At 70.9% G+C, this 11,547-nt stretch carries 11 protein-coding genes and 2 pseudogenes; 9 read left to right on the top strand and 4 right to left on the bottom strand.

The features are described from left to right. Nucleotides 1-162 precede the first annotated feature (162 nt). Complete coding sequence (gene aac(3) / locus KN815_RS08870; RefSeq protein ID WP_216341206.1) at nucleotides 163-1,011, top strand: aminoglycoside 3-N-acetyltransferase; 849 nt, start codon at nucleotides 163-165, stop codon at nucleotides 1,009-1,011. Here aac(3) and KN815_RS52090 read toward each other — a convergent pair. Continuing rightward, nucleotides 1,006-1,152 (bottom strand): annotated as a pseudogene (locus tag KN815_RS52090) (GNAT family N-acetyltransferase); the annotation flags it as partial. The gene aac(3) and the pseudogene KN815_RS52090 sit on opposite strands and share 6 nt — an antisense overlap. Before the next feature lie 149 nt (nucleotides 1,153-1,301). Here KN815_RS52090 and KN815_RS08875 point away from each other — a divergent pair. Then, nucleotides 1,302-2,132 carry a MerR family transcriptional regulator gene (locus KN815_RS08875; RefSeq protein WP_216341207.1) on the top strand — a complete coding sequence of 277 codons (831 nt, stop codon included), beginning with the start codon at nucleotides 1,302-1,304 and terminating at the stop codon, nucleotides 2,130-2,132. A 116-nt stretch (nucleotides 2,133-2,248) separates the two neighbouring features. Here KN815_RS08875 and KN815_RS08880 read toward each other — a convergent pair whose 3' ends face one another. Further along, the gene (locus KN815_RS08880) at nucleotides 2,249-3,100 is read right to left on the bottom strand and encodes a class I SAM-dependent methyltransferase (RefSeq protein WP_301184558.1); all 852 of its coding nucleotides are present in this window, start codon (nucleotides 3,098-3,100) and stop codon (nucleotides 2,249-2,251) included. A gap of 323 nt (nucleotides 3,101-3,423) precedes the next feature. Then, complete coding sequence (locus tag KN815_RS08885; protein WP_253208843.1) at nucleotides 3,424-3,990, bottom strand: TetR-like C-terminal domain-containing protein; 567 nt, start codon at nucleotides 3,988-3,990, stop codon at nucleotides 3,424-3,426. Nucleotides 3,991-4,147: 157 nt separating this feature from the next. Here KN815_RS08885 and KN815_RS08890 point away from each other — a divergent pair, with 157 nt between their 5' ends. The 3 genes from KN815_RS08890 (at nucleotide 4,148) to KN815_RS08900 (ending at nucleotide 7,127) form a co-directional block, all read left to right on the top strand. After that, the gene (locus KN815_RS08890) at nucleotides 4,148-5,680 is read left to right on the top strand and encodes an FAD-dependent oxidoreductase (RefSeq protein ID WP_253208844.1); all 1,533 of its coding nucleotides are present in this window, start codon (nucleotides 4,148-4,150) and stop codon (nucleotides 5,678-5,680) included. Between the two features lie 345 nt (nucleotides 5,681-6,025). After that, nucleotides 6,026-6,358, top strand: a complete 333-nt coding sequence (locus tag KN815_RS08895; RefSeq protein ID WP_216341209.1) for a plasmid stabilization protein — start codon at nucleotides 6,026-6,028, stop codon at nucleotides 6,356-6,358. 142 nt (nucleotides 6,359-6,500) lie between these two features. Beyond that, entirely contained in the window at nucleotides 6,501-7,127 is a 627-nt protein-coding gene (locus KN815_RS08900) for a YigZ family protein (RefSeq protein WP_216341210.1), read from the top strand. A 200-nt stretch (nucleotides 7,128-7,327) separates the two neighbouring features. Here KN815_RS08900 and KN815_RS08905 read toward each other — a convergent pair. Continuing rightward, nucleotides 7,328-8,008: pseudogene (locus KN815_RS08905) on the bottom strand (sensor histidine kinase); the annotation flags it as partial. Between KN815_RS08905 and KN815_RS52095 the strand changes: the two are divergent. The 4 genes from KN815_RS52095 to KN815_RS08925 form a co-directional block, all read left to right on the top strand. Continuing rightward, nucleotides 7,889-8,200, top strand: a complete 312-nt coding sequence (locus tag KN815_RS52095; protein WP_216341211.1) for a hypothetical protein — start codon at nucleotides 7,889-7,891, stop codon at nucleotides 8,198-8,200. The pseudogene KN815_RS08905 and the gene KN815_RS52095 overlap by 120 nt on opposite strands. Then, nucleotides 8,143-8,727, top strand: coding sequence for a hypothetical protein (locus tag KN815_RS08915; RefSeq protein ID WP_216341212.1), 585 nt, complete (start codon nucleotides 8,143-8,145; stop codon nucleotides 8,725-8,727). The genes KN815_RS52095 and KN815_RS08915 overlap by 58 nt, the downstream gene beginning before the upstream one ends. Before the next feature lie 190 nt (nucleotides 8,728-8,917). Further along, nucleotides 8,918-10,207: an exonuclease SbcCD subunit D gene (locus tag KN815_RS08920; protein ID WP_253208845.1), complete on the top strand. Its 1,290-nt coding sequence runs from the start codon at nucleotides 8,918-8,920 to the stop codon at nucleotides 10,205-10,207. Next, on the top strand, nucleotides 10,204-11,547 hold a 1,344-nt coding region (locus KN815_RS08925), incomplete at its 3' end, for an AAA family ATPase (protein WP_253208846.1). The genes KN815_RS08920 and KN815_RS08925, both read left to right, overlap by 4 nt.

An 11,547-nucleotide genomic window follows, 5' to 3' on the forward strand; every position in this document is an offset into this window, starting at 1 on the left:
CCATACATGCTTGCCTCCTGCGGGCGGGAGAGAGGACCTGTTTTCAGCTCAACAGGCAGCACATTGGTCTGCGCGCCAGCCCCTGACGACATCGAGAACCGCTGACCAAATGGCATCAATTCAGTTGCTCAGGATACGTGGCTCAGGGATAGGTTCGCGATCATGGACGAAATGGACTTACTCAAGCGTTCCGGGGGTCCCGTGGTCCGGAGCCGGATCAGCCGTGATCTGACCGCGCTCGGCCTCGCAGACGGCGACATCGTCATGTTCCACACCCGCATGTCCGCCATCGGCTACGTTGCCGGAGGACCGCGGACCATCATCGGCGCCCTCCACGACGTGGTCGGAACGCAGGGAACCCTCATGGTGACCTGCGGCTGGAATGACGCGCCCCCCTATGACTTCGTCACCTGGCCACAGGGTTGGCAGTCCGCCCTGCGTACGGAACATCCTGCTTACGACCCCGGCCTCAGCGAGGCAGACCACAACAACGGCCGCCTCCCCGAAGCACTGCGCCGCTGGCCCGGAGCCGTTCGCAGCCGTCATCCGGACGCCAGTTTCGCGGCCTTGGGAGCGGCGGCATCCGAGCTGATGGCTGACCACCCCTGGGACGACCCCCATGGCCCGGACAGCCCCCTTGCGCGGTTGGTCGCCCACAGCGGGCGGGTCCCTCTGATCGGCGCTCCTTTGGACACCATGACGCTGCTGCACCACGCTGAGGCGCTCGCCAAGGCCCGCGGCAAGCGGTTCGTGGATTACGAACAGCCCATCCTCGTGCAAGGTCAGCGGGTCTGGCGCCGCTTCCACGACATCGACTCGGAGGACGGGGCCTTCGACTACTCGGCAGTGGTGCCCGAAGGGCAAGAGCCGTTCGAAGCGATCGCCCGGGACATGCTCGCCGCGGGAATCGGCCGGCAGGGCAGGGTCGGCGCTGCCGAAAGCTATCTGTTCGAGGCCGCGGAAGTCATCGACTTCGCCACTGCCTGGGTCGAACACAAACTGAACAGGTAGCGAGCGCGTGAGCCACACCAGTCCGCCACGGTCATCTGTCGAGAGGTGGTCACGCTCGAACCCAAGCTTTTCGAGCACGCGGAACGACGGCGTGTTCCAGGGACGCACTGTCGCCCACAACCGCTTCCGACCGGTCGCGATCGTGGGATGCGGGATGCCTCGTCACAGTGATCGGTTCCGGCGGTGGCCAGGGCCTCGCGGTCGGTGGAACCCGGATGGTGTGTTGTTGCACCTGCCGTAGCGGCATGTGGTGTTGTCGAGGCACCACAGCACGAAAGGCTCCGTCTGCGATGTACCCCTCCATCACACCGCCCCGCCAGGTCAAGATCGGCGCTGCTGCCGCCTTCGCCGGGACCACCCCACGCGCCATCCGCCACTACCACCAGATCGGTCTGCTGCCGGAACCCGAGCGCGGTGGAGACGGCCGCCGCCGCTACGGCTACGACGACATGATCCGCCTGTTGTGGATCCGCAGAATGGCGGAGGTCGGTATCGGTCTGGACGACATGCGAGCTGCCTTCGACGAATCCGGGGACATGGAGGAGACCCTGGGCCGGCTGGAGGAATCCCTGGCTGCCCAGGAGGCCGAAATCAAACGTCAGCGCGCGGCCGTCGCGCGCCTGCGGGCTGTGGGCAGCCCGCAGGGCCTGCTCTCCGAGCTGGTGACGGACCGGCTCAGCCACCTGCCCCCTGGCGCATTGCGCGCCTCCGACCTGGAGGCCCTGCTGGTCACGGAACGGATCTTCGGTCCGCTCGGTTCCGCAGTACAGGCCGGCGTGTACATCGTGCTGGCCACCCATCCCGACCTACGGGCCGAGGACGACCGTCTCGACGAGGCCGAGGCCGCCCTCGACGACGGCGTCGACCCCGATGACCCGCGCGTCGAGGAGATCGCCGTACAGCGATACACCCACCACATGGCCCTCTTGCAGGCCAGCACGGCAGCCGGGCTGGACACGGCCGATGACGAGCTCTTCGAGACCTACGACGCCGACCTGACAGGGGAGGAGGACACGCGGATGGGCGCCTTGGAGGCGATCACCAAGATGCCCTACGACTTCTCTCCTGCCCGGATGCGCTGCATGGAGCGCGTGGCACAACTCGTCGGCCAGGACGCCTGACGCAGACAGTTGATCGGCTGTGCCCGGTACCGACCTGGCCGGCGTCCGATCGCGTCCACCTGTACGTGACCGGCCACATCAGGAACCGGTCAACCGAAACGGAACCGGGAGGCGCTCTACCGGCGGACCGCCGAGATCAGTCCGCCGGGCCCCTCCTCGCGCCGAGGCGGGGTGCTGATCGGACGGCCGTAGGCGGCGGCGCGCTCGCGCAGGGTGTGGCTGTCGGCCTCCCAGCCGTGCCCGGCCAGCCAGCCCACCGGGTCGTCGGGCATCTCCGAGACCCACATGGACGCCGCCGATCCCGGCGCGGCGTCCGCGCCGAAGCGCTCGATCACGCCGCGCGAGCCCAATGTCAGCCCCATCCGACTGCCTGCCGCCGACTGCGTGCTGATCCGGGCCAGCAGTAGCTCCACCGCGTCGTCGGGCAGATAGATCAGTAGTCCTTCGGCGATCCACGCGGTCGGTACGGTCGGGTCGTGCCCTGCGGCGGCGAGTGCGCCTGGCCAGTCCTCACGCAGATCCACCGCGACGGTGATCCGCTCGCAGCGTGCGACGGCCCGCTCCTGGCGCAGTACCGAAGCCTTGAAGTCCAGTGGCGCGGCAGTGTCGACCTCGAACAGCCGGGTGCCCTCGGGCCAGTCGATTCGGAAGGCCCGGCTGTCCATGCCGGCGCCGAGCAGTACGACCTGCCGGACTCCGGACGCGGTGGCCTGCCGCAACAGGTCGTCGAGGAACTTCGTCCTGATGACGATGGAGTACGACACGGCCAGTCGGCGCCGTCGCGCTGCTTCGTCATCGGGCAGCGGCGGCGAGGAGGGCCACAGGCCGCCGGCGGTGGCGAATGCCTGTGCCAGTGGGTCGCGGAACAGCGCGTTCTCCCGCTCGGTCTCCAGCGCCCGCACCCTGGCCACCCCCACCGCCGTGGCCCACACTCCCGACGGCCGCACCCGCTCCTGCTCATCAGTCACCGCGCCAGCCTAGATGTTCAATGTCCCCTCCACATGTGAACTGCCAGAACACGATCCGCACCAGCGCATGGACCGCCGGAGCGGTCGGGGCGCGGGCAGCGCGCGACGGATGCCGCCCCCTTTGGGGCGACGCGACAGAGCGTATGGGAGCACCATCCGACCCCACAGAGTGACAAGCGCAAGTTCGCGCTATCTGATGAACCGCCAGCAGCGTGATGACGAACGAGACGGACGGACACGGGCGCTCACTGTCGTCTCGGCAGGACATCTGCCGTACATACGTGATCATGTTTCGCTGCGGGGCGGCTTGCGCCGACCCGGACTCAGGTTTTCCGCTCAGGCCGAACGGGTCGAACGAGGGGCAGGAAGATTGTGTCGACGATGTCTTCGATGCCGTCGTCCGGCATCGCCTGGAAGGTCATGAAGACGTGGTGGCGCAGTAGGTCCATCGGCAGGGATCGGATGCGCGGAGTCAGTCGGCCGGGGTCGACTTCGCCGCGCTCGACGGCCGCCGCGAGGATCTGGTCCAGCACCGGGTCCTGCCCCCTGAGCAAGACGTCGCGCAGGTCGGACAGGCTCTCGCCGGTCTCCTGGTAGTAGCCGCCGAGCTGCACGCCCAGCACGGTCGCGAAGTCCAGGCGGGAGCTGTTGATCTCGTGCAGCAGGGCGATGAGGTCGCCGCGCAGGCTTCCGGTGTCCGGCATCGGGGTGGGTCGGGTCGCGCTGGCGTGCGTGATGGTGGCGTGCAGCAGGTCGTTCCGGGTCGCCCACCGGCGGGCGATGACCGGTCGACTGGTGGCTGCCCGGCTGGCCACGGCTTCGAGGGTGAATCCGGCGTAGCCGTGTTCACGCAGCACCGCCCACGCCGCGGTGAGCAGCGCCTCCTCCAACTCCGTGCCACGACGGCGTTGCGCTGACCGATTCTCTTTAGGATGCACTTGCGCATCCTAACAGTCCCGCATAGGCTCACATCTCGGAAGATGCGGAACCGCATCTAAAGTAATGTGCCGCCCGATGCCCTGCATCGGCTGTTCAGGGAGACTCGACATGAACGAGCACGACGTGTTCCAGACCGACGTCCTCATCGTCGGAGCCGGACCGGTGGGTCTGACGCTGGCTTGCGATCTCGCCCGGCGAGGTGTCACCTGCCAGATCATCGAGCGGGACGCGACCGCCAACCGCGCGTCCAAGGCCAAGACGATCCAGCCCCGCTCCCTGGAGGTGCTCGATGACCTCGGCGCCGTCGAGCACGTCGTGCGCCATGGCGTCGCCGATCTGCCGCTGCGGTTCCACGACTCGTCCGGCGGCGTCGTCGACCGGCCGTCGATCACGGTCCGCGCCAGGGACTCCTTCCGCACCCCCTACCCCGACCCGCTCTGGATCGGCCAGTTCGACGTCGAGCACGCACTGCGCGAGCGACTGCACCAACTGGGCGGTTCGGTGGAGCACCGGGTGGAGGCGGTCGGTCTCGTGCAGGACGAGGACGGGGTCACGGCGAGCCTGCGCGCGCCGGACGGCGACCGCGCGGTCCGGGCTCGCTATGTCGTGGGAACCGACGGCGGTAAGAGCACGGTCCGCAGGCTCCTCGGTCTCCCGCTGGAGGGTGAGACCCGCGAGTGGGAGCGCTGGTACATAGGCGATGTCACCGTCGACGGCCTCGACCGCGACCACATGCACCTCTGGACTTCCGACGACGGGATGCTCGTCCTCACGCCGCTGCCGCACAGCGACCTGTGGCAGTTGCAGGCTCCCGTCCCGGCAGGCGTGGAACCGGACAGCCCGACACGTGAGCTCTACCAGCGACTGCTCGACGAGCGAAACGCCGGGATCACGCTTACGAGCGCGAGCTGGCTCTCGGTCTACCGCGTCAACATCCGTATGCTGACCGACTACCGCAGTGGGCGGGTGCTGTTCGCGGGTGACGCCGCGCATGTGCACACGCCCGCTGGCGGGCAGGGCATGAACACCGGCATTCAGGACGCATACAACCTCGGTTGGAAGCTGGGCGCGGTCGTCGGCGGCGCATCCCCCGACCTGCTGGACACCTACTCCGCCGAGCGGGCACCCGTCGCGCGGACCGTGCTCGCATTGAGCACAGAGAAATTGGACCGGACGACCCCCCGGATTGGCGGCGACCCGGACACACTGGGCGCCGCCCTCGGCGAGCTCGCCGATGACGCCGTGACGACCGGGCTCGGCATCCACTACGGCAGATGCTCCGGTGACCTCGCCGAGGGACCGGTTGCCGGAGACCGGGCGCCGAACGCCACCGGCCTGCACGGCCCCGGTTTCACCGGCGCCTTGTTCGATCTCACCCGTGGCCCGCAGTGGACCCTGATCGCCTTCGACAACGACGACCCGGCCCTCATCAACCGAACCATACCGACCGTCCTGCACGTGCACCGGATCAACACCGACCACGGGATCATCGACGGTGACGGCGAATTTCAGCGGATATTCGCGCCGCGCCGAGGCGAGCTCATCCTCATCCGCCCGGACGGCTACCTCGCCGCACGCGTCCCCGAAGACCGCGCAGCCGACCTGTTCGACTGCCTCCCCTTCCCTGTACCAGTTCGTTGAGCCACTGCGTGGTCATCTGACCTACTGCGCGCAAGCGTCTCGGTCGGCTCAAGAAGGCCCCCGGGCGGCGGCCGATGATTCCGATTCTGTGTGTCGTCATGTCCCCCACCTGCGTGGTCAGCCGACTCGCAGAGGTGACCTTAGGGAAACCGTGGACCGGCGGACACTGCCGAAAGACCAATCCCCATCTGCGCACCCCGCACGGCATCCGGCCGACGCCCAGGAGGCGCATGCTGGTTATAGGGGCGGGAGCGAGGGGAACCCGACTCATGCGCTCGGCAGTCATGAACCGCCGACCGCGACCGACCGAGGGGGCGGAAGGGGGCGGAAGGAGAGGGAAAGACCATGCCCGCAGGATCCAGCCGTAAGCGTGAGCGGCAGTACGAGCACATCAAGGAAAGCGCCGAGCAGCGCGGCGCCTCCACCGGCCGGGCGAAGGAAATGGCCGCCCGTACGGTGAACAAGGAGCGCGCCCGCGCGGGCGAGTCCAAGTCCGCCGGCAAGACCTCGACAAAGGACCCGAAGTCCGCGCCGCAGCGTGGCGGCCAGCGCTCCGGCAGCCGGACGGGCCCGAAGGGCCCGACGCGCGACCAGCTCTACAACGAGGCGAAGCAGCGCGGCATCGAGGGCCGCTCGAACATGACCAAGGATGAGCTGGCCAAGGCCCTGGGCCGCTGACCCGGATACGCCGCCCCCTCCCGCGGTGCGCCGCCCTCCCCGCGAAACAGCGGGACAGCGGGGCAGCGGGGCAGCGGGGCAGCGGGGCCGGGCGGGACATACGGATGACCAGCGCACCCGGGCCGGGACATAAGCTGGCCCGATGCAGGAGCGGTACCGGACGGTCGCGCGCGAGGGCGTGCACGAGATCGAGATCAACAGATCGCGCTTCCTCTGCACGCTCGCGCCCGCCGCGACCGAGCAGGAGGCGCAGGACGTCATCCAGCGCATCAGGAAGGAGCACCCCACCGCCACCCACAACTGCTTCGCCTACGTCATCGGCGCGGACGGCGGGGTGCAGAAGGCGAGCGACGACGGGGAGCCGGGCGGTACGGCCGGGGTGCCGATGCTCCAGATGCTGCTGCGCCGCGAGATCCGGTACGCGGTGGCCGTCGTCACCCGCTACTACGGGGGCGTGAAGCTCGGCGCGGGCGGTCTGATCCGGGCATACGGCGGCGCGGTCGGCGAGGCGCTCGACGCGCTGGGCACCGTCACCCGGCAGCGGTTCCGGCTGGTGACCGTCACCGTCGACCACCAGCGGGCCGGAAAGCTGGAGAACGACCTGCGGGCCACGGGGCGGGCGGTCCGGGAGGTGCGCTACGCCGAGGCCGTGACCATCGAACTGGGCCTGCCCGAGGCCGATGTGGACGCCTTCCGCGGCTGGCTGGCGGATGCCACCGCAGGCACCGCCGCACTGGAGCTGGGCGGCGAGGCGTACCAGGACACCTGAGGGCCGCTTGGCCGCCTGGTCCCCGCACCGCCTGATCCCTGGACCGGTTGGTGGCCTGGGCCCTGGACCGGTGAGCGGGCGGACGGCGGAGCTGCCTCCGGTGTACTCCGGTCGCTCCGCACTCTCCGGGGCAGGCCGATTCTGGACGGGCGGCCCTGGGCTGGGCGGCCGTGGGACGCGCGAGGCGCGGGCCGCAGCCGGATCACGGCGTCGAGGCCGCCGCCGGGTGCTCGGGCCAAGGCGGCCTCCCCTCCGCTCGCATGGGCGAGCCGCTGCACCAGCGACAGCCCCAGGCCGGTGCCGCCCTTCGGGGCGTCCGGCGCGCGCCAGAAGCGGTCGAAGGCGCGGCGGCGCTGATCGGCGGTCATGCCGGGCCCCTCGTCGATGACATGCAGTTGGATCCAGGCAGGCCGCGCGGGGAGACGGCGGCGGTCGGGGGCCGTACAGCGCAGCACGGTGGTGACGGTGGAGCCCAGGGGCGTGGCACGCAGTGCGTTGGAGAGCAGATTGTCCAGGATCTGCTCCATGGCTCCGGGCACCGCGAGCGCATGGCCGACCGGGTCGCCGAGCAGGGCGAGATGGGCCCTGTGCCGTTCGAAGAACGGGGTCCAGGTGTGCAGGCGCTCGGCGCACACCTGGTCCAGGCCGACCGGTTCGGGGGTGACGGCGCTCTCCTCCATCCGCGCCATCGCCAGCAGCCCCTCGATCATCCGGGCCAGCCGGTCGGTCTCGGTCATCGCGGCGTTGAGGCTGTCCCGGGCGTGTCCGGTCATCTCCGCCTCCAGGTTGTCCGGCCGCAGTCGCAGCGCCGCCGGCGGCGTCTTGAGCTGGTGGGACGCCTCGGCGGCGAAGGCGCGCTGGGAGGCCAGCAGATGTTCCAGCCGGGCATCGGTCTGATTGAACGTGGCGGAGGCGAGTTCGTCGTGATGACCATCACCACGGGCCTGGTCGTCGCCACCGCGCTGCTGGAGGGGGTGCTGGGCTCGCGGCTGGGATCGTCCTGGCGGCGCTGCGGATGTCGCGGACCTCCGTCGAGCACCGAGTGGAGGGCGACACCGCCGAGTTGGTCATGACCGGCAACGCCACCTTCCTGCGGCTGCCCAAGGTCATCGACGCACTGGAGGCCGTGGGGTCGGCCGGGACTCCGCGGATCCGGCTGGACCTGATGGGGGTGACCCATCTGGGCCATGCGTGCCGCAGCCAGATCGAGGAGTTCGTGGAGCAGAAGCGGGCGTCGCAGACCGTACGCGTGGAACTGCTGCTGCCCGACCTCCCGGCGGCGAAAAAGAAGCCGAAGCAGAAGCCGAAGCAGAAGCCGCGGCCGGAGTCCTCGCCCGAATCGCGGCCGGAGTCCAGGCCCGCCCCCGCGCCCTCGCCCGAGTCCCGGTCCGGACTCCGGCGGCGGCCCGTGTCCCTGTCGTGGCCGCCGCCACAGCCCCACGAGCGGTCGTACGAGCGATCGTCGTCCGGTGCGCTGTACGACGTGTTCTACGCACCTTCCCGGCCGGGCCCGTCCGCGGAGTGGTACTACCTGGACACTCGCCCCTTCGAGGGACTCCAGGACTCCGAGGAGGCGCGGTGGAGGGGCTACCACGGCTAGCAGGGGCCGGGTCACCGGCCGGGACACGGCCGGGACACGGCCGGGACACGAGCGGAAAATACGAGGTCCGTGAGAGACCGGGCACCGACCGCGGCTAACGTGGTCGGTGCCCGCGCCGTGCGTACGCCGCGGGTGTGATGCTGGCCATTGGGGTGGGAGGAAGGACAGAAGTGCAGGTCGGAGACCGCTTGTGAGACTGCTGCACACCTCCGACTGGCACCTCGGACGGTCCTTTCACCGGGTCAGCCTCCTTGCCGCGCAGCGGGAGTTCATCGACCACCTCGTCACCGCCGTGCGCGAGCGGCATATCGACGCGGTGGTCGTCTCGGGTGATGTCTACGACCGGGCCGTGCCGCCGCTCGCCGCCGTCGAGCTGTTCGACGACGCCCTGCACCGGCTGGCGGACCTCGGCGTGCCCACGGTCATGATCTCCGGCAACCATGACTCGGCCCGCCGCCTCGGCGTCGGCGCCGGGCTGATCGACCGGGCCGGGATCCATCTGCGCACCGACCCCGCCGGATGCGCCACCCCCGTCGTCCTCTCCGATGACCATGGCGAGGTGGCCTTCTACGGTCTGCCGTATCTCGAACCCGGCCTGGTGCGCGAGGAGTTGGGTGCCTCCGCGGCCGGTCATACGGCGGTGCTGGGCGCTGCCATGGACCGGGTGCGCGCCGACCTCGCCACCCGGCCGTCCGGCACCCGCTCCGTCGTCCTCGCGCACGCCTTCGTCACCGGTGGCGCGGTCAGCGACAGCGAGCGGGACATCACGGTCGGCGGAGTCGCCTCCGTACCCGCCGATGTCTTCGACGGCGTCGACTACGCAGCCCTCGGCCATCTGCACGGCTGCCAGACCATCACCGAGCGCATCCGCTACTCGGGCTCCCCGCTGGCGTACTCCTTCTCCGAGGCAGCCCACCGCAAGTCCCTGTGGGTGGTGGAGCTGGGGGCGGCGGGCGAGGCGCCGTCGTGCGAACGGGTGGACTGCCCGGTGCCGCGCCCGCTGGCCCGCATCCGCGGCCCGATCGAGGAGTTGCTGGCCGACCCGGACCTCGACCGCCACGAGGAGGCGTGGGTCGAGGCCACGCTGACCGACGCGGTGCGGCCGCATGAGCCGATGGCCCGGCTGGCGCGGCGCTTCCCCCATGTACTCACGCTGGTCTTCGACCCCGAGCGGCCCCCCGAGGATCCGCTCGCCTCGTACGCACAGCGGCTGCGCGGCCGCTCGGACCGGCAGATCGCCGAGGACTTCGTGGCCCATGTGCGGGGCGGGCGCGGCCCGGACGAGGCGGAGCGCGCGCTGCTCGGCGACGCGCTGGAGGCCGTACGGAGCGAGGCGCACGAGGGCGTTGTGGCCGGTGAGGCGGACGAGGGCGTTGTGGCCGGTGAGGCGGACGGCGCCACGGCGGCGGCCGTGGGGACGGCGGCGGGGGCGGCTGTGGGGACGGCGGCGGGGGCGGCTGTGGGGGAGGCGGCGCGATGAGGCTGCACCGGCTCGCCGTCACGGCCTTCGGCCCGTTCGGCGCCACCCAGAAGATCGACTTCGATGAGCTGTCCGCCGCCGGGCTCTTCCTGCTGCACGGGCCGACCGGCGCCGGTAAGACGTCCGTCCTGGACGCGGTCTGCTACGCGCTGTACGGCCAGGTGCCCGGCGCCCGCCAGGGCAACGGGCTCTCGCTGCGCAGCGACCACGCCCAACCGCTGACCCCGACCGAGGTCGTTCTCGAATTCACCGTCGGCGAGCGGCGCCTGGAGATCACCCGTCGCCCCGAGCAGCCGCGCCCCAAGAAGCGGGGCACGGGGATGACGCGGGAGAAGGCGCAGACCCTGCTGCGCGAGTACGCCCCGGCGGCGCCCGCTTCGGCATCCGGCTCGGCATCAGGCTCGGCCTCCGGGCCGGGGCAGTGGAAGGCACTCAGCCGCTCCCACCAGGAGATCGGCGAGGAGATGGGGCAGTTGCTCGGCATGAGCCGGGAGCAGTTCTGCCAGGTGGTGCTGTTGCCGCAGGGCGACTTCGCCCGCTTTCTGCGCGCGGACGAAATGGCGCGCGGCAAGCTGCTGGGCAAACTGTTCGACACCGGCCGCTTCGCCGCCGTCGAGGAACGGCTGGCGGAGCGGCGGCGGGCGGCGGAGAAGCGGGTCGCGACCGGGGACGAGCGGCTGCTCGCGCTCGCCCACCGGATGGCGCAGGCGGCGGGCCGCACCACGGATCTCGACGGGCATCCGCTGCCCGAGCCGACCCCCGGTGAACCGGGGCTCGCCGACGCCGTCCTGGAGTGGGCCGCCGTCGCCCGCACCGGCGCGCGCGAACGGCGGGACATCGCGCTCTCCGCCGTACGCGCCGCCGAGTCGGCCCACGACGCCGCCCAGCGGGCCGCCGACGCGACACGCGAACGGGCCGAGCTACAGCGCCGCCACACCGAGGCCCGCCGCCGGGCGGACGACCTCGAACGGCAGCGGCCCGACCACGACCGGCTGCGCGAGCTGCTGGAACGAGCCCGCGCGGCCGACGCGGTGGTCCCCGCGCTCGACCTGCGCACCGCCGCCGCCCGCGACCACCGCGCTGCCGAAGCCACCGAACGCCAGGCCCGCGCCCGCCTCACCGCCGAACCCGGCCTGGCGGCCACGGCCCTCGCGACGCCCCCGGACATCCCCTACCAGCGCACCCCCGCTGCCCCGACGGCATCGCCTGGCCCATCCGTGCCCGCACAGGGCACCGCGACCCCGGAAGGTGCCTGGGCCGAGGTGGCTCCCGACGAGCACGCCCCGGACGACGCGCCGCCGCGCCGGGCGTCGTCCGGTGAACCGGGCACGTTGGCCCCC

It is taken from the genome of Streptomyces niphimycinicus (assembly GCF_018883605.1).
Lineage (GTDB): Bacteria > Actinomycetota > Actinomycetes > Streptomycetales > Streptomycetaceae > Streptomyces > Streptomyces niphimycinicus.